Here is a 23,013-nt window from a genome sequence, read left to right on the forward strand (position 1 = left end):
TGACCAGATCCTTCCGCGGCCCCGCTGGGCGGAGTGGCTCCATACAGTCGGGCCAGCACAGGGCCTGGGGCCGATCGCCGCCATGGGCAAGACAGCACAGCGCATCTGGGTGGTGGACGACGACCCGGAGCTGCGGCGCCTGGTGGGCACCTACCTCACCGACCTGGGCTACGACGTGCGCTGCCTCAGCGACGGCGCCCAGCTGATGGCGCGGCTGGAGAGCCAGCGCCCTGACCTGGTGGTCCTCGATCTGATGCTGCCGGGTGATGACGGCCTCAGCCTGCTGCGGCGTCTGCGGGATCAGGGTGACGACATGCCGGTGGTGATGCTCACCGCCAAGGGCGATGCGGTGGATCGGATCATCGGCCTGGAGCAGGGGGCGGACGACTACCTGGCCAAGCCCTTCCTGCCTCGCGAACTCAGCGCCCGCATCGACGCCGTGCTGCGCCGCCGTGTGGCCTTGCCGGCCGGCACACCCCTGGCGGAGGGTCAGCAGGTGTGCTTCGGCGACAACCAGCTCGACCTGGCGGCCCGCAGCCTGCTGCGCGGCGGCGAGCCGGTGGCGATCACCAGCGGTGAGTTCAGCCTGCTGGCCGCCTTCGTGCAGCATCCGCACCGGCCCCTGTCGCGGGAGCGGCTGATCGAGCTGGCCCGCGGGCCCGATTCGGAAACCGACAGCCGCAGCATGGACGTGCAGGTGTCGCGGGTGCGGCGACTGGTGGAGCCCGATCCCGCCCGCCCCCGCTACCTGCAGACGGTGTGGGGCTACGGCTACGTGTTCGTGCCCGATGGCCAGCCCCGCAGCCGCTAGGGCGGCCCTGCTGCGGCTGGTCCGCTACCTGCTGCTGGGCACCGCGGGCTCGGCCCTGGCGCTGGTGCTGCTGCAAGGGCTGCTGGCCCGGCGGCTGGAGCGGGCCCAGATCACCCAGATGGGTGGCGAGGTGAGCTTCAACCTGCGCCTGGCGGAACTGGCCCTGGAGCGGCTGCCCCCCTCGGCGGTGTCGCGGCTGAGCGGGCTGCCGCTGAGGGTGGGCGGCCGGCCCGCCAGCGGCAGCGACCCCCGCCTGGCGCTCCAGACCCGGCGGTTGCAGCAGGAGCTCTGCCGCCAGCTGGCCCACTGCCCCCAGCTGCTGCCGGCGGCGGGCGAGCCGCGGGGGGCCTGGGTGGAGCTGTTCTCACCGCTGGAGCCGGTGTGGCTGTTCACCGCGCTTCCCTCCCCCAGCCGCTGGCCTCCGGATCCGCTGCTGCTGGCCCTGGCGCTGGTGGCGGGTGGCACGGCGTCCACCTTGCTGTTCCTCTGGCTGGAGGTGCAGCGGCCGCTGCAGCAGCTGGAGCAGGCCCTGGGCCGGGTGGGGCTGCAGCGGCGGCCGGAGGTGCTGGCGGCCCGGGGCACGGGCGCCGTGCGCCGGCTCACGGCCCGCTTCAACGCGATGGTGCAGCGACTGGATGCCAATGAGCGGGAGCGGGCCACGATGCTGGCCGGCATCGCCCACGACCTCAAGAGCCCCCTGACCCGGCTGCGGCTGCGGCTCGCCGTGCCGCTGCCCGAGCCCGCCGACCGGCAGCGCAGCGAGGCCGATCTCGACGCCCTGGAGCGCATCACCGGCCAGTTCCTGCTGTTCGCCGGCGGGGCCGATGGCGAGCGGCCCGTGGCGCTGCCCCTGGACCAGCTCCTGGCGGAGTCGAGCGCGGGGCTGGATCCGGCCACCCTCAGCCTGGATCTGGAGCCCCTGGAGCGGGTGGTGCAGCCCACGGCCCTGGCACGGGCGGTGGGCAACCTGATCGACAACGCCCTCAGCCACGGCCGGCCGCCGCTGCGGATGGTGCTGCGCGACGAGCCACTGGCGGACCAGCCCGGTGGGCAGGGGTTCCGGATCGAGCTCTGGGATCGGGGCGCCGGCATCGCCCCGGAGCAGTGGCAGCAGGCCCTGGTGCCCTTCCAGCGGCTGGATGAGGCCCGCGGCGGCCTGGGCCATTGCGGCCTGGGCCTGGCGATCGCGGCGCGGGTGGCGGCGGTGCATGGCGGCGGTCTCAGCTGGCGGCGCGGCGCGCTGCCGGACGGGGCGCCCGGCTTTGCGGTGGTCCTGCACGGCCGCTCGATCGCCCCCGGCACCGGCTCCATCAGCCCCAGGGGTGGAGCCCAGGGCTGAGGTGTGTCGAGGACCCAGCCGGGTCGGGGGAGTTGGGTGTCCCCGGTCCGATCTGGTCACAGGTTGGGGCGCTGGTGGACACACCTGCGCTGTCACTCCGGCAGAGGCTGGAGTTGTCGCGATCCCAGACCCCATGACCCGCCCTGCCAACGTTCTCTCCCGCCCGTCGCTCCGCCCGCGTCACGCCGCGGCCCTTGCCCTGCTGCTGGCGGTCGTGGGGGCCAGCGGTGCCGCCCTTGCTCAGCCATACCCGCCCTATGGCGCCCCTGGACCCAGACAGCCCTACGGCGACGGCTGGCGCGCCCAGCAGGTCACGCCCCCCGCTCCCGGCGAGGGCCGTGGCTGGGCCGATGACCGCCGTCCTGACGGGCGCTGGGCCGAGCTCAAGCGCCAGGAGGCCGAGGTGATCGCCCGCTTCAGCCCGCGCCAGCGGCGCGAGTTCTTCGAGGCCCGCCGCAGCCTGGAGCGCCGCCAGGCCGACCAGCAGATCAGCCTGCTGAACGGCACCGAGCGCTGCCTGGACCAGGCCCGCGGTGCCGAGATAGCCCAGACCTGCCTGCAACAGGAGCGTCAGCAACGCATGCAGCAGCACCGCCAGCAGCGCAACGACCTCAGCCAGCTGCGCCAGCGCTTCGGACTGCCGGCCCTGCCCGAGCGCCGCTGGAAAGGACCTGGCGCTGGTGGGCAGGGCAGCTGGGGGCCGAAGCCGATGCCCACGCCTTACTACGGCACACCCCAGTCGTTCCAGCCGCGCATCCAGCCCTACCACCCCCTGGCCTGGTACTAAGTCCAGAACAAAACAGGGCCCGCATGGGGCCCTGTTCCTGGGTGATCACGGCGCCGTGATGTCACAGCGCCGGGCCATCCTCAGATTCCGAACTTCAGGCCTCGTCGAGGGCGGCCACGCCGGGCAGCACCTTGCCTTCCAGCAGCTCGAGGCTGGCGCCACCACCGGTGGAGATGTGGCTCATCTGATCGGCCACGCCCACCTTTTCCACGGCTGCCACCGAGTCGCCACCGCCGATGATCGTGGTGGTGCCGGTGGCAGTCAGGCCCGCCAGGGTGTGGGCGATGGCGTCGGTACCGGCGGCGAACTTGTCGAACTCGAACACGCCCATCGGGCCGTTCCAGATCACGGTCTTCACGTCGGCCAGGGCCGCCTGGAAGGCCTTGATCGAGTCGGGACCGATGTCCAGGCCCATCCAGCCGTCGGGGATGACGTTGATGTGGGTGGTCAGGGTGTTGGCGTCGGGCGAGAAGGAATCGGCCAGCACCACGTCGGTGGGCAGCAGCAGCTCCACCCCCTTTTCCTTGGCCTTGGCCTCCAGTTCGCGGGCCAGATCGAGCTTGTCTTCCTCCACCAGGCTGTTGCCCACCGAGAGGCCACGGGCCTTGTAGAAGGTGAAGATCATGCCGCCGCCGATCAGCACCTTGTCGCACTTGTCGATCAGCGACTCGAGCACGCCGATTTTGCTGCTCACCTTGGAGCCGCCCACAATCGCGGCCAGGGGCCGCTTGGGCTCATCGATGGCGCCCTGCAGATACTGCAGTTCCTTCTCCAGCAGGTAGCCGGCCACGCTCGGATTCAGGTACTTGGTCACGCCCTCGGTGGAGGCGTGGGCGCGGTGGGCGGCGCCGAAGGCGTCGTTCACGTACACGTCGGCCAGGGCCGCCAGCTGCTTGGCGAACTCGGGATCGTTCTTCTCTTCCTCGGCGAAGAAGCGCACGTTCTCCAGAAGCAGCACATCGCCCTCGGCCAGGGCCGCCACCTTGGCCTCGGCGTCGGGGCCGATGGCGCTGTCGGTCTTCACCACGGGCTTGCCCAGCAGCTCGCCCAGGCGGGCCGCCACGGGGGTGAGCCGCAGGGCGTCGTTCACCTGGCCCTTGGGCCGGCCGAAGTGGGCGGCCAGGATCACCTTGGCGCCCTTGCCGACCAGGTCGTTGATGGTGGGCAGGGCGGCGCGGATGCGGGTGTCGTCGGTGATGGCACCGGCGTCATCGAGGGGAACGTTGAAGTCGACCCGGACCAGCACGCGCTTGCCGCGCAGGTCATCAGCGGAGAGGCTGGCCAGGGAGCGCTTCGCCATGGGGTGGAGACGGTAGGGAAATTTGGGCGAGATTAACCTGCGGCCCTTTCGCGTCCGTGGGCGCGGTTCCGTCCCCCGCCGCGGTCTGTGCCCGCCGTTTCTCGCTCCAGCCGCTTCTCACTGCCGCGGTGGGAACGTGGGCCATCGGCACGGGCCTCGCCCTGGCCAGCCAGTGCCGCCCCGCCCGGCGCCCGTCTAGACAGGGACATGACCGGCCCGATGGCCATGTTCGAGACGATTCTCTTCCCGATCGACCGCAGCCGCCAGGCGGCCGAGACCGCCTCCACGGCCCTCAAGCTCGCCCAGCAGCACGGCAGCCGGCTGGTGGTTCTCTCCGTGGTGGAGCCCGACCAGGACGACCCCCTGGCGGTGGCCGAGCTGCTGGAACAGGCCCGCAGCCGCTTTTCCGAGCAGGGCGTGAGCTGTGAGGTGCTGGAGCGCCAGGGCAAGCCGGCCTTCGTGATCTGCGATGTGGCCGATGAGATCAACGCCGATGTGATCGTGATGGGCACCCGCGGCCTCACCCTGGAAGCCGACGAGGCCCCCAGCACCGCCTCGCGGGTGATCCAGCTGGCGCCCTGTCCGGTGCTGGTGGTGCCCTGATGGCGGCTGATCTCGCCGCCGGTCTGCTCAGCACAGCGGCCCCGTCGATCCAGTGGTATCCGGGCCACATCGCCAAGGCGGAGAGGTCGCTCACCGACAACCTGGCCAAGGTGGATCTGGTGATTGAGGTGCGCGATGCGCGCATCCCCCTCGCCACCGGCCATCCGCGCCTGCAGCGCTGGATCGGTGGCAAGCCGCACCTGCTGGTGCTCAACCGCCGCGACATGGTCTGCCCCGCCGCCCGCGCCCAGTGGGACGCCTGGTTCCGCGCCCGCGGCCAGACCCCCTGGTGGTGCGATGCCAGGGCCGGCACGGGCGTGAAACAGCTGCAGCAGGCGGCGATCCGCGCCGGCGAGGCCCTCAACGCCCGCCGCAGCGGCCGCGGCATGAAGCCCCGCCCCGTGCGCGCCCTGATGCTGGGCTTCCCGAATGTGGGCAAGTCGGCCCTGATCAACCGGCTGGTGCGCCAGAAGGTGGTGGAGAGTGCCCGCCGCGCCGGCGTCACCCGCAGCCTGCGCTGGGTGCGCCTCGGCCAGGACCTGGACCTGCTCGATGCCCCCGGCGTGCTGCCCCCGCGCCTGGACGACCAGCTGGCGGCCCTGCGGCTCGCCCTCTGCGACGACATCGGCCAGGCCGCCTACGACGGCGAGGCGGTGGCGATGGCCTTCGTCCAGCTGCTGGCGGGCCTGGAGCCGGTGGCGGCCGCCGGCGTGGCGGCTGGGTTGCTGCAGCGCCGTTACGGCGTGGAGGTGGAGCCGCTGGGGGCTGGGGAGACCTCCCCGGAGGTCTGCGTTGATGCTGTACAGCCCCTACAGGTTCCTGGAGGCGGTGGCGAGGGGGGGCTGCAGGCCGCGGCGCCCCAATCTCCAGGGTCCCAATCCGAGGCTCCTCAACCCGAGGCTCCTCAACCCGAGGCTCTTCAGCGCCCGGCCCTCCCCAATGCCGCCGCCTGGCTGGAGGCCGCCGCCGCCCGCCATACCAGCGGCGACACCGCCCGCATGGCCCAGCGCCTGCTGGACGACTTCCGCCGCGGGGTGCTCGGCCCCATCGCCCTGGAGTTGCCGGTGAACGGCCAGGTCCAGCCCCAGCCATGAGCGCGGACAGCGAAGACCGCTTCGGCCAGGGGGACGGCGAGCTGCTCACGCTCACCTATCCCAAACCCCTGCCGATGCGGCTGGATCGCTGGCTGGTGGCCCAGCGGCCGGAGCAGAGTCGGGCCCGCATCCAGAAACTCATCGACGCCGGCTACGTGCGCGTCAACGGCACCACGGGCCGGGCCAAGACGCCCCTGCGCCCGGGTGATCAGGTGCAGCTGTGGATGCCGCCCCCGGAGCCCCTGCCCTACCTGGTGCCCCAGGCGATGCCGCTCGATGTGCTGTTCGAGGATGGGCATCTGATCGTGCTCAACAAGCCCGCCGGCCTCACGGTGCACCCTGCCCCCGGCAACCGGGACGGCACCCTGGTGAACGGGCTGCTGCACCACTGCCCCGACCTGCCCGGCATCGGCGGCGAAATGCGACCCGGCATCGTGCACCGCCTCGACAAGGACACCACCGGCTGCATCGTGGTGGCCAAGAGCCAGGAGGCCCTGGTGAAGCTGCAGGTGCAGATCCAGCGGCGCATCGCCTCGCGGGAGTATCTGGCGGTGGTGCACGGCCAGCCGGCGGCGGAGCGCGGCACGATCGTGGGCGCGATCGGGCGCCACCCGGTGGATCGCAAGAAATATGCGGTGGTGCACGACGGCACGGGCCGCCACGCCTGCACCCACTGGACCCTGGTGGAGCGCCTGGGCGACTACGCCATGCTGCGCTTCAAGCTCGACACCGGCCGCACCCACCAGATCCGGGTGCACTGCGCCCACATCGGCCATCCGATCGTGGGCGACCCTGCGTACTCGCGCTGCCGCAGGCTGCCGATCGAGCTGCCGGGCCAGGCGCTGCATGCCGTTCAGCTGGGGTTGGACCACCCGGTCACGGGCGAGCGGCTGGTGTGCGAGGCGCCGTTGCCCGAGGTGTTCGAGAAGCTGCTGGTGGCGCTGCGGCGCCGGCTCTGACGCGCGACCTGGCGCCGCAGGCCCAGATCGTTCCGGATTCAGGGCTCCGGCCGCCTGGGCTCGAGCAGTTCCCGCTCCGCCTCCTCGCGCAGCAGCTCGAAGATCGTCTCGCGCTCGAACAGATCGGCCACGGCGATGGCGGTGAGGGCGCAGAAGCCGATCGGCAGCAGCAGGGCGTAGTTCTTGCTGAGCTCGAAGGTGAGCAGGATCGCTGTGAGCGGTGTGCGGGTGAGGGCTCCGAGGAAGGCGGCGGCGCCGGCGAACAGCAGGCTGGCTGGGGCGTCGTGGACCAGGGCGAGGGAGACCTGCTGCAGCAGCGTGCCCAGGGAGGCCCCCACCACCAGGGCCGGCGCCAGGAAGCCGCCAGGTGCCTCGGCGGCCACCGCCACCGCCGTGGCCGCCGCCTGAACCGCCAGCGCCAGCAGGGCCCGGGGGGCCGTGTCGATGCCCAGCAGGGCGTCGAAGTAGAGGCCATCGGGGTTGTCGAAGGCGCTGGGCAGCAGCGACCAGCCCGCCCCCACCGCAACACCCACCAGCGGCAGCAGCTGCCAGCTGGGCAGTCGCCAGCGGATGAAGCGGCGGCGCAGGGCCTGGATCCAGCGCTGGTAGAGCATCGCCAGCACGCCCGCCAGGGCACCCAGCAGCAGCAGCAGCGGCAGGTCCACCAGCCGGAACTCGTTCACGCGGCTGGGGTAGTCGACGATCGGTGCCAGGTTGTGCAGGATCGGGTGCAGGGTCGGCAGGTTCGCCAGCAGCCGGGTCCAGGCGATGGTGGCGAAGGTGGCCGCCACCGCCAGGGCGTTGGTGCGGCCGTCGGCATGCTTGAGCAGCTCCTCGAGGGTGTAGGCCAGGCCCCCCAGGGGCGCGTGGAACACGGCGCCCAGGCCGGCGCCGCTGCCAATCGCCACCGCCACCCGCTGGTGGTGGTGCTCGGCGCCGGTGAGCCGCGCACTCTCCCGGGCCACCGAGGCGCCGATCTGGATCGAGGGCCCTTCCGGCCCCACCGGGATGCCGCTGCCGATGGCGATGCCGCTGGCCAGCAGCTTCACGATCGCCACCCGCCAGCCCATCGGAATCGGCCAGCCCCTCAGGAACAGCATCACCTGCACGATCCCCGAGCCCTTGGCAGCGGGTTCCAGGAAGGTGATCAGTCCCCCGGCCACGGCGCCCCCCAGCAGCCCCAGCACCGGTAGCACCAGGGCCCGGGGCATCAGGGCGGCCAGCTGAAGCCGCACGCCATTCACCAGGCCGATCTCGTGGCCGTAGAGCCAGATCGCCAGAGCCACGGCGATGCCGATCAGGTTCACCAGCAGCACCAGTTGCAGCAGGCGGTGCAGCTTCGTGGTCAGGGTCATCGCCATCTCACACCAGCTCCGGCAGGCGTGGGCAGGCCTCCACCAGGGTGCGCGTGATGGCGGCCTGGGGCGCCCGCAGCAGCCCTTCGCCCGGACCCTCCTCCACGATGCGGCCCCCCTCCAGCACGATCACCCGCTGGCAGAAGCCGCTGGCCACCGAGAGGTCGTGGGTCACGAAGATCATGCCGAGCCCCAGGCGCTCCTGCAGCTGGCGCAGCAGGGCGAGCACCTCGGTCTGCACCTCGGCGTCGAGCATGCTCACGCTCTCGTCGCAGAGCAGTACCTGGGGCTCCAGGACCAGGGCCCGGGCGATGGCTACCCGCTGCTGCTGGCCGCCCGAGAGCTGCCGCGGCAGGCGGTTCTCGAAGCTCTCCGGCGGGTTGAGCCCCACGGCCGCCAGCAGCTCCCGAGCCCGCTGCCGCGCCTGGGGCTTCTTGGCCAGGCCATGGATCAGCAGCGGATCGGCGATGGCCTCGCCCACGGCCATCGCCGGGTTCAGGCAGGCCAGCGGGTCCTGGAACACCATCTGGATTCGGCGCCGGGCGCGGCGCAGCGGCCGGCCGCGCAGCTGGCGCAGGTCCTGGCCCTGCAGTTTCACGGCGCCGCCCCGCACCGGCGCCAGGCCCATCAGGGCCCGGCAGAGGGTGCTCTTGCCGCAACCCGAGGCCCCCACCACGCCGATCGTCTCCCCCTGCCGCAGGGTCAGGCTCACCCCGTCTACGGCCTTCAGCCAGCGGGGCTGCCAGGGCGGCGAGGGCAGGCCGTGCCAGCAGCGCAGCTGCTCCAGTTCCAGCAGCACCGGCGCCTGGGCTGGCGCCGCCGGTGTGGCCCCGCCCTCGCGGGCGCGGGCCGCCGCCACCAGCCGCTGGGCCAGGGGGGAGGTCGGTGCCGTGAGCAGGTGCCGGGCGGGGCCCTGCTCCACCAGCCGGCCCTGGTCGAGCACCGCGATCCGCTGGCACCAGCGGCCGGCCAGGGCCAGGTCGTGGCTGATCAGCAGCAGGGCGCTGCCGGTCTCGCGGCAGAGCTCGCTGAGTTCGGCCATCACCTGACCCGCCACCGACACATCCAGGCTGGTGGTGGGTTCATCGGCGATCACCAGTGGCGGCTGCAGGGCCATGGCCAGGGCGATCGCCAGCCGCTGGCGCATGCCGCCACTGAACTCGTGGGGGTAGCTGCCGTAGCGCTCCGGACTGATGCCCACCCGCGCCAGCAGGTCCTCGGCCCGGCGGCGCACCTGGCGGCGCGTCCAGGCCGGACGGTGGGCCGCCAGGGTGTCGGCCAGGTGCTCGCCGATGGTCAGCAGCGGATTGAGCCGGGTCATCGGGTCCTGGAACACCAGGCCCACCGCCTCGCCCCGCAGCCGCCGCAGCGGCCCCCGCCGCAGCTGCCGCGGGTCCTGGCCCGCCAGCAGCAGGCCACCCTCGCAGCGGCTGCCCGTGGGCAGCAATTGCAGCACCGCCCGCGCCACCGTGCTCTTGCCGCAGCCCGAAGGGCCCACCAGGGCCAGGCTGTCGCCGGCCGCCAGGCTCAGATCGAGGCCGTCGAGGGTGGGGGAAGCGGCGCCGGGGTACTGCACCACCAGCTGCTGCAGGTCCAGCACCGGCCCCTTGTGGCGGTAACTGGGGCCGGAGGGGGAAGCGGCGGCCATCAGCCCAGGCATTGGCAGGCGCCCAGCTTGGCGGCCGGCAGGCCCGGGCGCCCGCGTGTTGCGCTCTCTGAATACGATGGGTCAATCCGCAGGCTCCCATGCTCCACGCGGCGCCCGATACGGCGGAAGTTGACCAGCGCGACGGCGGCCAAAGCGATGCTGTCCGTCGAGAGGCCATTCAGCGTGATGGCGGCCAGTCCCTGGCGGGCGTTGCGCCTTCTCCGCCCAGTGGGCCGCCCGCCGTGAACTCTGCAGCGCTTGAGCCTGGTGTCCCGGCCCCCGCGACCAGCGATCCGGCCTCCAGCCTGAACCGCCGCCCGATCCGTTGCCCCGAGGACTACGGCATTCCCCTGCCCGACTGGCTGCGCTGCTGCATTGAGCACGTGCCGCCGGGCCAAGGCGAGACCTGCCCCACCGACACCGAGGCGCTGTTGGCTGCCGCCTTCGACTTCGCCTTCCAGCTCCACGACGGCCAGGTGCGGGCCAGCGGCGAGCCCTACATCATTCACCCGGTGGCGGTGGCGGATCTGCTGCGCGACATCGGCGCCAGCGCCAGCGTGATCGCCGCCGGCTTCCTGCACGACGTGGTGGAGGACACCGACGTCACCCCAGAGCAGATCGAGGAGCACTTCGGCGCCGAGGTGCGGGCCCTGGTGGAGGGCGTCACCAAGCTGGGTGGCATTCACTTCACCAACAAGACCGAAGCCCAGGCTGAAAATCTGCGCCGCATGTTCCTGGCCATGGCCAGCGACATCCGCGTGGTGCTGGTGAAGCTGGCGGACCGGCTGCACAACATGCGCACCCTCGGTGCCCTCAAGCCTGAGAAGCAGCAGCGCATCGCACGCGAGACTCGCGAGATCTACGGGCCCCTGGCTAACCGTCTCGGCATCGGCCGGCTCAAGTGGGAACTGGAGGACCTGGCCTTCAAGATCCTCGAGCCCGAGGCCTACAGGGAGATCAAGCAACAGGTGGCCACCAAGCGCAGTGAGCGTGAGGAGCGGTTGGCCGTCACCGTGGAGCTGCTCAGGCAGCGGCTGGTGGTGTCCGGGCTGGGCGCCTGCGAGGTGAGCGGCCGGCCGAAGCATCTCTATGGAATTTGGAGCAAGATGCAGGCCCAGCAGAAGGCCTTCCACGAGATCTACGACGTGGCGGCCCTGCGCATCCTCACGCCCGATCTGGAGAGCTGTTACCGGGCCCTGGCTGTGGTGCACGACACCTTCCGCCCCATTCCCGGCCGCTTCAAGGACTACATCGGTCTGCCGAAGCCCAACGGCTACCAGTCGCTGCATACGGCGGTGATCGGCCGCCACCGGCCGATCGAGGTGCAGATCCGCACCGCTGAGATGCACCAAGTGGCGGAATACGGCATCGCCGCCCACTGGAAGTACAAGGAGGGTGGCTCCCCGGCGGCCCTCGGCAACGATGCCGAGCGCTTCAACTGGCTGCGGCAGCTGGTGGACTGGCAGAAGGACGGCGGCTCCGAAGACAGCAGCGACTACCTGGCCTCGATCAAGGAAGATCTCTTCGACGAGGAGGTGTTCGTGTTCACTCCCACCGGCGATGTGGTGGGGCTGCGCAAGGGTTCCACTGCCGTTGACTTCGCCTATCGCATCCACTCCGAGGTCGGCAACCATTGCCAGGGAGTTCGCATCAACGATCGCCTCTGTCCCCTGCCGACGCCGCTGCAGAACGGCGACTTCGTGCAGATCATCACGGCGAAGAACGCCCACCCGAGCCTTGATTGGCTCAACTTCGTGGCCACCCCCACGGCCCGCAATCGCATCCGCCAGTGGTACAAGAAGAGCCACCGCGAGGAGAACATCCTGCGCGGCACAGAGATGCTGGAGCGGGAACTGGGCCGCGATGGCTTCGATGCCCTGCTGCGCGGCGAGGCCATGGCCAAGGTGGCGCGCCGCTGCAACCTGGTGGGCACCGAGGACCTGCTGGCTGCGATCGGCTTCGGCGGCGTCACGCTGCAGCAGGCGGTGAATCGCCTGCGGGAAGAGATCCGGCTCAGCAGTCAGGCCGCGGCCCCCGTGCTCAGCAATGAGGAGCTGGCCCGCAGCGTCACCGCCCAGGCGGACCAGGCCTCTCAGCCCGCGCCCCACCACCACGTCGAGGCCGGCAGCGCCAGCCCGATCCTCGGACTGGAGGGCCTGGAATACCGACTGGGGGGCTGCTGCAGTCCGCTGCCGGGCGAGGCGATCGTGGGCAGCGTGGCCCTGGGCAACCACGGCATCACCATCCACCGGCAGGACTGCGCCAATGTCACCCAGGTGCCGGTGGAGCGTCGGCTGCCGGTGCGCTGGAACCCCCTGGCGGATGGGGGCCGGCGCCGCTACCCCGTGCAGCTGCGCATTGCGGTGCTGGATCGGGTCGGGGTGCTCAAGGACATTCTCACCCGCCTGTCCGACAGCCGCATCAACGTGAGCGATGCCCGCGTGCGCACCAACCCCGGCAAGCCGGCTCGCATCGACCTGCGGGTGGAACTGGCCAGCGCCAGCCAGTTGGGCACCACCATGGATCAGATCCGTGCGATGGCTGATGTCCTCGACATCGCCCGCTCGGGCATCGGCTGAGCGGGCGGGACTGTGGCATGGAATGGGGGCACGGCCGAGCGGCGTTGCCGCTTCGTTGAACAGCCCTAGCCTCGGAGCTGATCGTCACGCCCCGTCACGATGATTGTTCCTGCCCAGGGCGGCCAGGTCGCTGCGCTGGATCCTGCGCAGCGCCGGGCTGATCGCCTGATGACCGAAGCCATCGAGGAGGCCGTACGGCCCCTGTTTCGGGTGAACCGCGGGCTCGGCTGGCTGCGGGTGCTGGTGTTGCTGTTGCCCTCGCTGGCCTGCCTGTGGCAGTACTACCAGGAGCCGAACCTGGGGCTGGCCCTGCTCTGGCTGGTGGCCGCCACGCTGCTCTATTCCTTCCTGATGATCGCCACCCACGACATCAGCCACGCCACCCTGCTCGACCAGGGCGATCTGGAGCAGGGGCTGGGCTGTGCACTGAGCTGGCCGATCGCCTGGCCCTATCTCACCTACCGCAATCTGCACATGCTCCATCACCGCATGAACGGAATGGACCTGCGCGATCCGGAGCGGCGTGAACCCACGGAGGAGGAGGCGGCCAAGGCCGGCCCGCTGCGGCAGCTGCACTTTCGCCATCCCTTCTGGGGGAGTGTGCTCGGGCTGGGCGGCCTGCAGTTGATCCTCTCGATGTTCTGGTTCGGCTGGAAACTGCGGGCCACCCACTCCAGGCTGTGGGCTGGATTGCGGATCGATCTGCTCGGCATCCTGCTGGTGCAGGCACTCCTGTTCGCCTGGGCCATCAGCCAGGGCCAGGTGCTGAAGCTGGTGCTGATGCTGGTGGTGGTGGAGCGTCTGGTGGGGGCTGTGATGCAGGCCCGAGGCATGATCGAGCACCACGGCTTGTGGCTGCCGAGCACCACCTATGAGCTCACGCAGCTCTACACCTCCCGCAACATCGTGGCGGGCCCCCTGGTGAACTTCCTGATGGGGGGGCTGCCCCACCACTCCCTGCATCACGCCTATCCGTCGATCCCCTACGACCGCCTGCCGGAGGCCTCGGCCATTGCCGAAGCCGAGTTGGCCAGGCACGGCAAACCGGCCCTGCCGCGGGTGGGAAGCTACGCCGAGGGCCTGGCGCTGTTGTTCTGAGCCCCAACCTTGGTCAGCCACCAGCGCACCCCCACCAGCAGGAAGCGGGGATCACTGAAGAATTCCGGCGGCTTGCCCTCCACCGCATGGCCTGCGAACTGGAGGACCCAGCCGAGCACGAACAGCCCCAGGGCCGCCCACCACAGAACCGGCCAGGCCAGGCCGAGGGCTGCCAGGCCCAGGGAGACCACGATCAGCGGGATGCCGATCAGGTGGCAGGCCTGATTGATCGGGTGCTGGTGGCTCTGGCCGTAGCGCTGGATCCAATCGCTCCAGGGTCTGCCGGCCAGCATGGAGCCACGGGAGCCAGGTATGGCCCTCAACCTAGACGCGTCGGCCTCTCCCGAGCCCATCCCATCAGCCCAGCACCGCATGCCGGGACTGGCATGGTTTCATGAAGCCCTCACGGATGCTGGCGGCGGTGGTGGAACGGTCTCCCTGGATCTCCACGATCGGCTGGTTGCGGGAGCATGCCTTTCCTGCGGCGGTCCTTGGCTCGTGGCTCGCGTCCCGCCTGTTCGTGGACCTGATCCTGGTCATTGGTGGTCTCGCCCGCAGCATCCCGTTGAAGCAGGTCTTCTCAGCCTGGGATGGCAACTGGTACCTGCTGATCGCCCGGGAAGGCTTCACCTGGGCCCATGCCATCCCGGCAGATCCTGCCGATCTGCACATGCCCGTGCAGACGCCCTTCCCCTTCTTCCCACTGTTTCCGCTGTTGCTGGCCCTGGGACGACACCTGGGTTTGTCGCGGTTCACCGTCGGCTTGGTGGTAGGTCACCTTGCCTTGTTGGTGGGTCTGGCCCTCACCCACGCCCTGGTGCGCCGCCTCTCAGGGAAGACCGCGGCGGACTGGGCTTGCTGGTTCCTGGCCTTTTCTCCGGGATCAGTCGTCTACTCGATGCTGTATCCGGAGGGCCTGCTCCTGGTCTGCTCCAGCGGTGCTTTCCTGGCCCGCTGGCAGGGCCGTTGGCGCCTGGCTTCCCTCTTGGCGGCCCTTGCCACCCTGGCTCGTCCGAACGGGCTGGCCGTCGCCCTCGCCCTGGCTGGCGAGGCCTTCATCTCAGGAGAAGGCAGGAGACGGGCCCTCAGGATCCTGGCCCCGAGTCTGGTCGTGCTGCTGCTCTGGTCGGGCTACCTGATGGCTATCACCGGTAACCCCCTGATCTGGGTGCAGGCCAAGCAGGCCTGGCGGGAAGTCACACTCTTCAACCTGCTGTCTTCAGTGGGGGGGTTCCCATGGATTCAGTTCGCAGCGGGAGTGGTGGCCCTGACGCTGCTGCTGCTGGGCTGGTCGACCCAACCCTGGGGGTGGCGGCTCTTCGGTCTGCTGTGGATTGCCCCGTCGTTCCTGCTGGGCATGGTGGGTTTTCCGCGTTATGCGGGCGCTTGCTTCCCGGTTTTCGCGTCCCTGGGTGATCAGGTCGCCCGACGCACGCTCTTCTTCCGATTCACACTTTTGGGCCTCTCTGCCGCGGCGCTGGCGCTGCAGACGGTCCAGGTTGGGTTGCTGCTGCGCTGGATTCCGTAACAGGCGCCTACTCCCAGGATCGAAGCTCAGCCCAGCACCGCTACGCAGCGTCCGCAGAGGCTGGGATGGGATGCGTGTGTTCCGATGTCGGTTTCGTAGTGCCAGCAGCGCTCACACTTCTGGCCCTCGGCCCGGGCGATCCGCACTGTGACGCCGCCCTCGCGGGCCTCCGCCAGCACGCCGGCCGGAGCTGCGCCACCGATCCGCACCGCTGAAACCAACAGCCAGTCCGTCAGGTTATCCACCTGCGGGTGGGCGCTGGCGGCCAGCAAGGCCAGGGCCTCCTGCAGGGGGGCGGTGTCCTCGCCGGCTTCAAGCTCCAGCTGCACCTGGGCCTCCAGGGAGGCGCCGATGCCAGCTGCCACCTCCTGCTCCTGGCCCTTGCCGCCCTGCTTGCGGCAGCTCTCCAGCTGGCGGTTCACCAGGGCCCGCAGCTCCAGGATCCGCTCCAGCGGTGCCTCCAGCTCCGGAGCGCGCCAGGGGTCTGGAGCCGTGGGCCAGCCCCGTTCAAACACCGAGCGCTCGGCCACGGGGTAGGGCAGGTTCTGCCAGATGTCCTCGGCCATGTGGCACAGCACCGGCGCGATCAGGCCGGCCAGGCGCTCCACCACCAGGCTCAGCACCGTCTGGCAGCTGCGGCGGCGGAACTCATCGGCTCCACTCACGTAGAGGCGATCCTTGGCAATGTCGAGGTAGACGTTGGAGAGATCCACCACGCAGAAGTTCTGCAGGGCCTGGAAGAAGCGGTAGAACTCAAAGCGCTCGAAATCGCCCGTCACGCTGTCGATCAGGGCGGCGGTGCGCTGCAGCATCCAGCGGTCCAGCAGTGGAAGCTCGGCGATGGGGATCGCGTGGCCGCCTTCTGCCCTGGGCCGTGGATCGAAGTCGTGCAGGTTGCCCAGCAGGTAGCGGGCGGTGTTGCGCACCTTGCGGTAGACGTCCGCCAGCTGCTTGACGATCCCCGGGCCCAGGGGCACATCGGCGGAGTAGTCGACCGAGCTCACCCAGAGCCGCAGCACGTCGGCGCCATAGGCCGGCTCCTGCTTCTCGTTCCTGCCGCCCTCCACCAGTACCGCCGGATCCACCACGTTGCCCAGCGACTTGCTCATCTTGCGCCCCTTCTCATCGAGGGTGAAGCCGTGGGTGAGCACGCGCCGGTAGGGGGCCTGGCCGTTGACGGCCACCGAGGTGAGCAGGCTGCTCTGGAACCAGCCGCGGTGCTGATCGCTCCCCTCCAGATAGAGATCGGCGGGGTAGTTGAGGCCGGCGCCGCGGGGGTGATCGCCCGCCAGGCCGCCGAGCACGCCGGCCCAGGAGGAGCCGGAATCGAACCACACGTCCATGGTGTCGGTGCCCTTGCGCCACTGCTCCGCCTCGCCGGCGTAGGCCGGCGGCAGCAGGCCGGTCTCATCGCGCTGCCACCACACGTCGGCGCCATGCTCGGCGATCAGCCCCTGAACGTGCTGGAGGGTGGCCTCATTGAGCAGCACCTCGCCCGATTCGCGGTGATAGAACACCGGGATCGGCACGCCCCAGGTGCGCTGGCGCGAGATGCACCAGTCGCCGCGTTCGCCCACCATCGCCCCGATGCGGTTGCGGCCGCTGGCCGGCAGCCACTCCACCTGGGCGATGGCTCCCAGGGCCTGCTGGCGGAAACCCTCCACCGAGGCGAACCACTGCTCGGTGGCGCGGAAGATCGTGGGCTTCTTGGTGCGCCAGTCGTAGGGGTAGCGGTGGGCGTAGCCCTGCTCTGCCAGCAGCACCCCGGCGTCCTTGAGGGCGGCGATGATCGCCGCGTTGGCGTCCTTGAGCACGTTCAGCCCCGCGAAGGGGCCTGCCTCGGGCGTGAGGGTGCCGGCCTCATCCACCGGGCAGAGCACCGGCAGGCCGTACTTCTTGCCAGTGTTGAAGTCGTCCACGCCGTGGCCGGGCGCGGTGTGCACCAGGCCCGTGCCCGATTCGGTGGTGATGTAGTCGCCGCCGAGCACCACCGGACTGCGGCGCTCCAGCAGCGGATGGCGGTAGACGATTCCCTCCAGTTCGGCGCCCTTGACCGTGACCAGGGGCTCCAGCCGCAGCGCCAGGCTGGCCTGCAGGCCCTCCACCAGCTCCGAAGCCACCACCAGGTGGTTGGAGAGGCTGTCGTTGCCCTCCACCCGGCAGATGGCGTAGTCGAGTTGGCCATTCACCGACACCGCCAGGTTGGCGGGCAGGGTCCAGGGCGTGGTGGTCCAGATCGCCACCGAGAGGGTGATCGGCCTGCCGCCGTGGACCGGCTGGCCGAGGGCTTCGGTTTCGAGGCCCACCGCCTTCAGCTTGTCCACCAGCCCCTCGGGCACCTGCTCCACCGGGAAGGCCACGTAGATGCTCGGGGAGGTGTGGCCGTCGGGGTATTCGAGCTCGGCCTCGGCCAGGGCCGTGCGGGAGCTGGGACTCCAGTGCACGGGCTTGAGGCCCCGGTAGATGTGGCCCGCCAGCACCATCCGCCCGAACACGCCGATCTGGGCGGCCTCGTAGTCCTTCTGCAGGGTGAGGTAGGGGCTATCCCAGTCGGCCCAGATGCCCCAGCGCTGGAAGCCGGCCTTCTGGCCCTCCACCTGCTCCAGGGCGTAGGCCTGGGCCTTCTGGCGCAGGCTCACCGGGGTGAGGGCGGCCCGCTCGCCGCTGCTAAGGCCCTGCAGCACCTTGAGTTCGATCGGCAGGCCGTGGCAGTCCCAGCCCGGCACGAAGCGCGCCCGCTTGCCCTGCAGCAGGGCTGTCTTGTTGATGATGTCCTTGAGGATCTTGTTGAGGGCGTGGCCCACGTGCAGGGCCCCGTTGGCGTAGGGCGGCCCGTCATGGAGGGTGAACACGGGGCCGGCGTTGCCCAGGCTGAGGCGCTCGTAGATGCGCTGCTCGGCCCAGAACGCCTGGATCTCAGGCTCGCGCTGCTTGGCGTTCGCCCGCATGGCGAAGGGCGTCTGCAGCAGGTTGAGCGTGTCCTTGTAGGAGACGGGCGCGGAGCTGGCGGTCACGGCGCCGGGGGCAGCAACCGCCGATTATCCCGCTTGGCTGCGGGCCTCTGGGCTGGGCGCGGAATCGGCGGGGGCCTGGCCGTGCTCCGCTTCCATGAGCGCCTCGATCTCGGCGAAGCTGCTCACCACCACCGTCTCGGGCTGGGGATCGCCTGTGGGCGTGGCGGCCGTGGCGGCTGGCGCCGGTTGCGGGGGTGACGGCTCAGGCGCTAGGGGCTCCGACGTTGGTGCGGGGGCTTGGGGCTGATCGGCTGCGGCCGCAGCCGGCTCGGCTCCAGGGCCGGGTTCGGCCCGCACCCAGCGCTTGCCCGTGGCGGAGGCGCCCTTGGCCGGCGTGGCCTTGGCGGGGCGGTTGAGGGCTGCACCGAGGCCCTGGCCGGTCTCGCCCACGGCCGCCGGCAGCTTGGCCAGGGTGGTGGCGAGCTGGCTGACGCCCGTGCGCCAGCGCTCGCTGGAACCCAGCCGCTGCTGCTCCTCGGGCGTGAGCTGGCGCCAGCGCAGCTGCAGCACCTCGCTGCCCAGCCGGCCGATCAGCAGTCCACCGCACAGCACCGCCAGCATCGGCGCACCGCTGAGCCGCTCGGCGCTGGTCACCAGCACCAGGCCCAGCAGCAGCACCACGGCGCCCCAGAGGGCGTCGCGGGGGCGGCTCATTTCCGTGACCAGCAGGGGCAGCAGCAGCACCGCCAGGCCCACCAGCAGGGCCAGGCTTCCGCTGATCGTGGCGAGCATGGCGGCCGGAGCGCGGGCCCCCATTCTGGGGCGGCCCCGGCTTGGTGCCTGCCCCTACAGTCGCCTCGCTGCCCGCCTGGCGGAATTGGTAGACGCGCTGGTTTTAGGTACCAGTGGCTTCGGTCGTGGGGGTTCAAGTCCCCCGGCGGGCATCGCTTCAGCGCTGGCTGATTCCTAAGCTGGCCCATCAGGTTCTGTTCAACAGGTGCCCCCGGAGGCGATGACGCAAGCCTTGCTCCAGTCGCCCGAGGCCTCCTCCATTCGGCCCAGCCTGCGCTCGGTGCCCAGGGAGTTTCTGGATCCTCCGGCGCCCTGGAACCCCACCGTGGGCCTGTTCTTTGGTGGCTACGCCCTGGCGGCCGTGACGATCGCCGGCTGGTTCCGCTGGGACTGGCCCCTGCCGGCCCTGCTGGTGACGGGATTTCTGGCCCTGCACCTGGAGGGCACCGTGATCCATGACGCCTGCCACAACGCCGCCCATCCCAACCGTCTCTGGAATGCGGTGATGGGCCACGGCGCCGCCCTGCTCCTGGGCTTCAGCTTTCCGGTGTTCACGCGGGTGCACCTTCAGCACCACGCCCATGTGAACGATCCGAAGCACGATCCCGACCACATCGTGAGCACCTTCGGCCCACTATGGCTGATCGCACCGCGCTTCTTCTACCATGAAGTGTTCTTCTTTCGCCGCAAGTTGTGGCGCGGCCATGAACTGCTGGAGTGGGGCATCGGCCGCGGCATCTTTCTCGCCATCGTGCTGGCCGGTGTGAAGTATGGCTTCATCGATTTCATCTTCAACTGCTGGTTCGCACCGGCCCTGATGGTGGGTGTCACCCTCGGCCTTTTCTTCGACTACCTGCCCCACCGCCCCTTCCAGGCCCGCAACCGCTGGCACAACGCCCGCGTCTATCCCAGCAGGGTGATGAACTGGCTGATCATGGGCCAGAACTATCACCTGGTGCACCATCTCTGGCCCTCGATCCCCTGGTTCGAGTATCGCCCTGCGTATCACGCCACCAAGGAACTGCTCGACGCCAAGGGTTCACCCCAGCGTTTGGGCCTGTTCGAAAGCCGCGCCGATTTCGTCAACTTCGTCTACGACATCCTGCTGGGGGTGCGCAGCCATAAGCGCCGCCGCAGCCGGCTGCGGCCGATTGCCGGGCTACTGCCCAGCTTCCGGGCCCGCCGCCACGTGCTGGAACTGCTGCACCGCACGGCGGTTTCGCCCCAGCGCTGAGGCCAGGGCTTCGCCGGGTCAGTCCGATCAGTCAGTCGGCCAGGATCTGGGGCACGCGGAAGAAATCGCCTTCCCGCTGGGGCGCTCCATTGAGCAGCTCCTCGCGCACGGCCGTGGGTACCACCACGTCCTCACGGGTCACGTTGACCACCTCCACGGCGCGGGTGGTGGGGGGCACGCCCTTGGTGTCCACCGCCTCCAGATGGGCCACGTAGTCGAGAATCCGCTCCAGCTGGCCGGTGTAGGTGGCGATCTTGGCCTCAGGCAGATCGAGGCGGGCCAGCTGGGCCACCTTGCGCACGTCGTCGGCGGTGATGTGGCTCATGGTCGGCGGGGGATCGTGGAGGGCTGGATTGGTGGAAACCTAGGCGCTGGCGGGTCGCTGGCCGCCGGGGTGCGGGCCGCGAGGACTGCCCTTCAGGCCTGGGGATCCAGCAGGAAACGCTCCAGATCCGCCGCCAGGGCCGTGGCGGCCACCTCCAGGAAGCGGGCGCCGTGCTCGGCGGTGGCCAGGGAGGGATCGGAGCCCATGCGGCCGTCGGGGTGGCGGCGGCGGAAGTCGTCGGGGCCGTGGATGGGGCCGGCGGGCGCCGCTTCAGGCAGGGGGCGCTGCTTGGCCTCCAGGCTCGGCTCCAGCTGCATGGTGATGGCGATCTCGCTGGGGGTGGCGTGGTGCCCCTCCCGCTCGCCGTAGAGCTCCCGGGCCAGCCCCATGGCCTCGGGGGCCATGAACCAGTTGGCCAGCTTGCAGCGCAGGGCGCCGCCGCTGGACAGGCCCCGGTCGATGGCGGTGCCGTAGGCCTGGGCAAAGGCAGCCCTGGTGGTGGCAATGTTGCCGCCGTGGCCGTTGATCACGTAGATCCGCTCGAAGCCGTGGCGGGCCAGCGACAGCACCAGATCGTGGATCACGGCCAGCAGGGTGGCGGGCTGGAGGCTCATCGTGCCGGGGAAGCCCAGGTGGTGTTCCGCCATGCCGAAGGCCTGCACCGGTGTCACCAGCACGCCGGTGCGGCGACCCACCTCCAGGGCCACCGCCTCGGCGGTGAGGGCGTCGGTGCCGATGGCGCCGGTGGGGCCGTGCTGCTCGGTGGAGCCCAGGGGCACGATCACGCCCCTGCAGGTCTGGAGGTACTCCTCCACCTCAGGCCAGCTGCGCAGCTGCAGGCGGATGGCCTCAGTGCTGGCCACCGCTCCGGGGAGGCTGCCCGCGGCGGTGCTGGGCTGGCTGGAGGGGCTGGTGGCAACCACGACGGCGGACCTGCTCGAATCCGACCATCATCCCTAGCATTGATGCCACCTGGCGCGGTCCCGTCCGCTGGAGCCGCGCCCCGCCGGAGCCAGTCCGATGCTTCACCGCAAGCTCTACCGCTTCCAGTGCGAGCAGCGCCCGGTGTGGGTGTTCCTGCGGGATCAGCAGCGCTGGATCGAGCAGGCGCTCGTGGTGGAGCTGGAGGGTGACCTGGTGACCCTCCGCTACGACGCCGAAGAGGACGACGAGCACCAGAGCTGGGAGGAGTGCGTGCGGCTCGATTCGATCGGCGCCGTGAGCACGCGCCTGGCCTGCGTCAGCCGCAGCGCAGACGCCGAGGATCTGGCGGTCACCGGGGACTGTCCCGAGTCCGAGCAGCTGCCCAGGCCCTGAAGGGCGCGCTGGCGGGCCTCAGTGGGCGGTGCCGTTTCCGTCGTAGTCGTCACTGTCGTAATAGCCGCCCTTGGTGCCGAAGAACAGGGAAGCGAGCACGAACAGGCCGCTGGTGGCCAGCAGCACCGTGCCGAGGTTCAGGCCGGGCTCGAGATGGGGCACAGATGGGTGGGTCGGAGGGACGCCGTGGGCGCGCCCCGATTCTGGCTCGCTTCAGCCGCGCTGGCTCGCCAGGCCAGCGGAACGGCACTGCAGCGCCGGAATCGGCCGCCGCTGGACCCGTGCGCTGCCAGGATCGTGGTCCCGCCGCCGTTGCCGTCGATCGCCGGGCATCCCGCCAGCTTTGGGGCCCTGCCCCGCGCCTTCTTCGCCAAGCCGGCGCAGCAGGTGGCGCCTGAGCTGATCGGCTGTCGGCTGGTGAAACGCCAACCCACTGGTGAGCTGCTCTGGGGCGTGATCGTGGAAACGGAGGCGTACAGCCAGAGCGGGCCGGCCTGCCACGGTCACCGCCGCCGCTCGCCCCAGAACGAGACGCTGTTCGGGGAGCCGGGGCACTTTTATGTCTATGTGAGTTATGGCATCCACCACTGCGTGAAGCGAGCCCGTCTCTCAACGACCTCAGGCTGGGCTTGAGATTTCAGTGCTGCCAACGGGGGGCGCCCAGCCAATCTCCAAGCCACTCCCAGAAAAATTCCCTGATTTTTCGCCCAGAGCATTGCCCCAGCTACGAAGGGCTACAAGCTGTGGGGGCTGGCTTGGCTGGGTCAGTGGTGCAGCCGTAGCCCTGGTGTCTGACGTAGACCCCGGAAACCGGTCCAGGGTGAATGAGAGTCCTCAGCCGGCCAGACTGGGCCGGGGACTCGACCATGAAACGCACCAGGCACACGGCGGAGCAGATCATCCGCAAGCTTAAAACTGCCGAGCAGCTGATCGCCCAGGGCAAGACCGTCGCCGAGGTCTGCCGCGTGATCGAGGTGACACAGCCGACGTACCACCGCTGGCGGCAGCAATACGGGGGCATGCAGGCCGAGGAGGCCAGGCGGTTGACTCAGCTGGAAAAGGAAAACGCCCGGCTCAAGAAGCTGCTGGCAGAGGCGGAGCTGGAGACGGCGACGCTCTAGGAGGCTGCTGAAAAACCAACCGATCCGCGGGAGAATGGCCCAACGGCACTGAACGGATGCGCGGCCAGCAGCAGCGGACCGGTCCCCTGTTCTCCTACGTCTCCACCGAGGAGCGGATCCCCAGGGCCCATCCCCTGCGGCAGGTGCGGCGGCTGGCGGATCAGGCGTT

The 23,013-nt window shown here is 70.2% G+C and carries 21 protein-coding genes, 1 tRNA gene and 3 pseudogenes; 15 read left to right on the top strand and 10 right to left on the bottom strand.

The window, feature by feature from the left end; translation table 11 throughout:
* Positions 1–82 precede the first annotated feature (82 nt).
* From CJZ98_RS05130 to CJZ98_RS05140, 3 genes are all read left to right on the top strand, one after another.
* Entirely contained in the window at positions 83–811 is a 729-nt protein-coding gene (locus CJZ98_RS05130; protein ID WP_094589018.1) for a response regulator, read from the top strand.
* The gene (locus tag CJZ98_RS05135; RefSeq protein ID WP_094589020.1) at positions 789–2,150 is read left to right on the top strand and encodes a sensor histidine kinase; all 1,362 of its coding nucleotides are present in this window, start codon (positions 789–791) and stop codon (positions 2,148–2,150) included. Before CJZ98_RS05130 ends, CJZ98_RS05135 begins: the two co-directional genes overlap by 23 nt.
* 133 nt (positions 2,151–2,283) lie before the next feature.
* A complete protein-coding gene (locus CJZ98_RS05140) occupies positions 2,284–2,937 on the top strand; it encodes a hypothetical protein (RefSeq protein WP_094589022.1) in 654 nt (217 codons plus the stop codon).
* Positions 2,938–3,031: 94 nt separating this feature from the next.
* Here CJZ98_RS05140 and CJZ98_RS05145 read toward each other — a convergent pair whose 3' ends face one another.
* Together CJZ98_RS05145 and CJZ98_RS19645 are read right to left on the bottom strand one after the other, a co-directional pair.
* Positions 3,032–4,237, bottom strand: coding sequence for a phosphoglycerate kinase (locus tag CJZ98_RS05145; RefSeq protein WP_094589024.1), 1,206 nt, complete (start codon positions 4,235–4,237; stop codon positions 3,032–3,034).
* Positions 4,203–4,424: pseudogene (locus tag CJZ98_RS19645) on the bottom strand (hypothetical protein); the annotation flags it as partial. The pseudogene CJZ98_RS19645 and the gene CJZ98_RS05145, both read right to left, overlap by 35 nt.
* Positions 4,425–4,462: 38 nt before the next feature.
* Between CJZ98_RS19645 and CJZ98_RS05150 the strand changes: the two are divergent.
* The 3 genes from CJZ98_RS05150 to CJZ98_RS05160 are packed head-to-tail and all read left to right on the top strand — an operon-like array spanning position 4,463 to position 6,893.
* Positions 4,463–4,840: a universal stress protein gene (locus CJZ98_RS05150; protein WP_094589026.1), complete on the top strand. Its 378-nt coding sequence runs from the start codon at positions 4,463–4,465 to the stop codon at positions 4,838–4,840.
* Positions 4,840–5,934, top strand: a complete 1,095-nt coding sequence (gene ylqF / locus CJZ98_RS05155; RefSeq protein ID WP_094589028.1) for a ribosome biogenesis GTPase YlqF — start codon at positions 4,840–4,842, stop codon at positions 5,932–5,934. The genes CJZ98_RS05150 and ylqF overlap by 1 nt, the downstream gene beginning before the upstream one ends.
* Complete coding sequence (locus CJZ98_RS05160) at positions 5,931–6,893, top strand: RluA family pseudouridine synthase (RefSeq protein WP_094589029.1); 963 nt, start codon at positions 5,931–5,933, stop codon at positions 6,891–6,893. Before ylqF ends, CJZ98_RS05160 begins: the two co-directional genes overlap by 4 nt.
* A gap of 38 nt (positions 6,894–6,931) precedes the next feature.
* On the opposite strand, the gene CJZ98_RS05165 is transcribed toward CJZ98_RS05160, so the two are convergent.
* Together CJZ98_RS05165 and CJZ98_RS05170 are read right to left on the bottom strand one after the other, a co-directional pair.
* Positions 6,932–8,248 carry a chloride channel protein gene (locus CJZ98_RS05165; RefSeq protein ID WP_157910878.1) on the bottom strand — a complete coding sequence of 439 codons (1,317 nt, stop codon included), beginning with the start codon at positions 8,246–8,248 and terminating at the stop codon, positions 6,932–6,934.
* A 7-nt stretch (positions 8,249–8,255) separates the two neighbouring features.
* Positions 8,256–9,896: an ABC transporter ATP-binding protein gene (locus CJZ98_RS05170; protein ID WP_094589077.1), complete on the bottom strand. Its 1,641-nt coding sequence runs from the start codon at positions 9,894–9,896 to the stop codon at positions 8,256–8,258.
* Positions 9,897–10,201: 305 nt separating this feature from the next.
* On the opposite strand from CJZ98_RS05170, the gene CJZ98_RS05175 reads away from it, so the two are divergent.
* The gene (locus CJZ98_RS05175) at positions 10,202–12,475 is read left to right on the top strand and encodes a RelA/SpoT family protein (protein ID WP_232756223.1); all 2,274 of its coding nucleotides are present in this window, start codon (positions 10,202–10,204) and stop codon (positions 12,473–12,475) included.
* Between the two features lie 168 nt (positions 12,476–12,643).
* Positions 12,644–13,573 (top strand): fatty acid desaturase family protein, encoded by a 930-nt coding sequence (locus tag CJZ98_RS05180; protein ID WP_157910879.1) that lies wholly within the window; start codon positions 12,644–12,646, stop codon positions 13,571–13,573.
* On the opposite strand, the gene CJZ98_RS05185 is transcribed toward CJZ98_RS05180, so the two are convergent.
* Positions 13,543–13,866 (bottom strand): Mpo1-like protein, encoded by a 324-nt coding sequence (locus CJZ98_RS05185; RefSeq protein WP_094589036.1) that lies wholly within the window; start codon positions 13,864–13,866, stop codon positions 13,543–13,545. The genes CJZ98_RS05180 and CJZ98_RS05185 overlap by 31 nt on opposite strands.
* A 101-nt stretch (positions 13,867–13,967) precedes the next feature.
* Here CJZ98_RS05185 and CJZ98_RS05190 point away from each other — a divergent pair, with 101 nt between their 5' ends.
* Positions 13,968–15,101 (top strand): mannosyltransferase family protein, encoded by a 1,134-nt coding sequence (locus CJZ98_RS05190; RefSeq protein WP_108723282.1) that lies wholly within the window; start codon positions 13,968–13,970, stop codon positions 15,099–15,101.
* Positions 15,102–15,127: 26 nt separating this feature from the next.
* On the opposite strand, the gene ileS is transcribed toward CJZ98_RS05190, so the two are convergent.
* Both ileS and CJZ98_RS19325 read right to left on the bottom strand, forming a co-directional pair.
* The gene (ileS, locus tag CJZ98_RS05195; RefSeq protein ID WP_232756224.1) at positions 15,128–18,049 is read right to left on the bottom strand and encodes an isoleucine--tRNA ligase; all 2,922 of its coding nucleotides are present in this window, start codon (positions 18,047–18,049) and stop codon (positions 15,128–15,130) included.
* A 90-nt stretch (positions 18,050–18,139) separates the two neighbouring features.
* On the bottom strand, positions 18,140–18,847 hold the full coding sequence (locus CJZ98_RS19325) for a Ycf66 family protein (RefSeq protein WP_094589041.1): 708 nt from the start codon (positions 18,845–18,847) through the stop codon (positions 18,140–18,142).
* 70 nt (positions 18,848–18,917) lie between these two features.
* Between CJZ98_RS19325 and CJZ98_RS05205 the strand changes: the two genes are divergently transcribed.
* Positions 18,918–18,999: transfer RNA gene (locus tag CJZ98_RS05205), tRNA-Leu, on the top strand.
* Between the two features lie 68 nt (positions 19,000–19,067).
* The gene (crtR, locus tag CJZ98_RS05210) at positions 19,068–20,081 is read left to right on the top strand and encodes a beta-carotene hydroxylase (protein ID WP_094589043.1); all 1,014 of its coding nucleotides are present in this window, start codon (positions 19,068–19,070) and stop codon (positions 20,079–20,081) included.
* Between the two features lie 31 nt (positions 20,082–20,112).
* Here the strand turns inward: crtR and gatC are convergent, their stop codons facing one another.
* Positions 20,113–20,406: an Asp-tRNA(Asn)/Glu-tRNA(Gln) amidotransferase subunit GatC gene (gene gatC, locus CJZ98_RS05215; RefSeq protein WP_094589045.1), complete on the bottom strand. Its 294-nt coding sequence runs from the start codon at positions 20,404–20,406 to the stop codon at positions 20,113–20,115.
* Between the two features lie 92 nt (positions 20,407–20,498).
* Positions 20,499–21,329, bottom strand: coding sequence for a creatininase family protein (locus CJZ98_RS05220; protein WP_094589047.1), 831 nt, complete (start codon positions 21,327–21,329; stop codon positions 20,499–20,501).
* Positions 21,330–21,426: 97 nt separating this feature from the next.
* On the opposite strand from CJZ98_RS05220, the gene CJZ98_RS05225 reads away from it, so the two are divergent.
* Positions 21,427–21,723, top strand: a complete 297-nt coding sequence (locus tag CJZ98_RS05225) for a DUF6679 family protein (protein WP_094589049.1) — start codon at positions 21,427–21,429, stop codon at positions 21,721–21,723.
* An 18-nt stretch (positions 21,724–21,741) separates the two neighbouring features.
* On the opposite strand, the gene CJZ98_RS18740 is transcribed toward CJZ98_RS05225, so the two are convergent.
* Positions 21,742–21,885, bottom strand: coding sequence for a hypothetical protein (locus CJZ98_RS18740; protein ID WP_198537506.1), 144 nt, complete (start codon positions 21,883–21,885; stop codon positions 21,742–21,744).
* 159 nt (positions 21,886–22,044) lie between these two features.
* Between CJZ98_RS18740 and CJZ98_RS05230 the strand changes: the two are divergent.
* The 3 genes and pseudogenes from CJZ98_RS05230 to CJZ98_RS05240 form a co-directional block, all read left to right on the top strand.
* A pseudogene (locus CJZ98_RS05230) lies at positions 22,045–22,317 on the top strand (DNA-3-methyladenine glycosylase); the annotation flags it as partial.
* 272 nt (positions 22,318–22,589) lie between these two features.
* Complete coding sequence (locus CJZ98_RS05235) at positions 22,590–22,844, top strand: transposase (protein WP_157910880.1); 255 nt, start codon at positions 22,590–22,592, stop codon at positions 22,842–22,844.
* A gap of 56 nt (positions 22,845–22,900) precedes the next feature.
* Positions 22,901–23,013: pseudogene (locus CJZ98_RS05240) on the top strand (IS5/IS1182 family transposase); the annotation flags it as partial.

This window comes from Vulcanococcus limneticus LL (assembly GCF_002252705.1).
GTDB classification, from domain to species: domain Bacteria; phylum Cyanobacteriota; class Cyanobacteriia; order PCC-6307; family Cyanobiaceae; genus Vulcanococcus; species Vulcanococcus limneticus.

Excerpts from the sequence above, each read along its gene's own strand:
- CJZ98_RS05135 (WP_094589020.1), top strand. The coding sequence starts at position 789 with ATGGCCAGCCCCGCAGCCGCTAGGGCGGCCCTGCTGCGGCTGGTCCGC.
- gatC (WP_094589045.1), bottom strand. The coding sequence starts at position 20,406 with ATGAGCCACATCACCGCCGACGACGTGCGCAAGGTGGCCCAGCTGGCC.
- CJZ98_RS05165 (WP_157910878.1), bottom strand. The coding sequence starts at position 8,248 with ATGACCCTGACCACGAAGCTGCACCGCCTGCTGCAACTGGTGCTGCTG.
- CJZ98_RS05185 (WP_094589036.1), bottom strand. The coding sequence starts at position 13,866 with ATGCTGGCCGGCAGACCCTGGAGCGATTGGATCCAGCGCTACGGCCAG.
- CJZ98_RS19325 (WP_094589041.1), bottom strand. The coding sequence starts at position 18,847 with ATGCTCGCCACGATCAGCGGAAGCCTGGCCCTGCTGGTGGGCCTGGCG.
- crtR (WP_094589043.1), top strand. The coding sequence starts at position 19,068 with ATGACGCAAGCCTTGCTCCAGTCGCCCGAGGCCTCCTCCATTCGGCCC.
- CJZ98_RS05160 (WP_094589029.1), top strand. The coding sequence starts at position 5,931 with ATGAGCGCGGACAGCGAAGACCGCTTCGGCCAGGGGGACGGCGAGCTG.
- CJZ98_RS05190 (WP_108723282.1), top strand. The coding sequence starts at position 13,968 with ATGAAGCCCTCACGGATGCTGGCGGCGGTGGTGGAACGGTCTCCCTGG.
- CJZ98_RS05225 (WP_094589049.1), top strand. The coding sequence starts at position 21,427 with ATGCTTCACCGCAAGCTCTACCGCTTCCAGTGCGAGCAGCGCCCGGTG.
- CJZ98_RS05170 (WP_094589077.1), bottom strand. The coding sequence starts at position 9,896 with ATGGCCGCCGCTTCCCCCTCCGGCCCCAGTTACCGCCACAAGGGGCCG.
- ileS (WP_232756224.1), bottom strand. The coding sequence starts at position 18,049 with ATGCGGGCGAACGCCAAGCAGCGCGAGCCTGAGATCCAGGCGTTCTGG.
- CJZ98_RS05130 (WP_094589018.1), top strand. The coding sequence starts at position 83 with ATGGGCAAGACAGCACAGCGCATCTGGGTGGTGGACGACGACCCGGAG.
- CJZ98_RS05150 (WP_094589026.1), top strand. The coding sequence starts at position 4,463 with ATGTTCGAGACGATTCTCTTCCCGATCGACCGCAGCCGCCAGGCGGCC.
- CJZ98_RS05235 (WP_157910880.1), top strand. The coding sequence starts at position 22,590 with ATGAAACGCACCAGGCACACGGCGGAGCAGATCATCCGCAAGCTTAAA.
- CJZ98_RS05140 (WP_094589022.1), top strand. The coding sequence starts at position 2,284 with ATGACCCGCCCTGCCAACGTTCTCTCCCGCCCGTCGCTCCGCCCGCGT.
- CJZ98_RS05145 (WP_094589024.1), bottom strand. The coding sequence starts at position 4,237 with ATGGCGAAGCGCTCCCTGGCCAGCCTCTCCGCTGATGACCTGCGCGGC.
- ylqF (WP_094589028.1), top strand. The coding sequence starts at position 4,840 with ATGGCGGCTGATCTCGCCGCCGGTCTGCTCAGCACAGCGGCCCCGTCG.
- CJZ98_RS05180 (WP_157910879.1), top strand. The coding sequence starts at position 12,644 with ATGACCGAAGCCATCGAGGAGGCCGTACGGCCCCTGTTTCGGGTGAAC.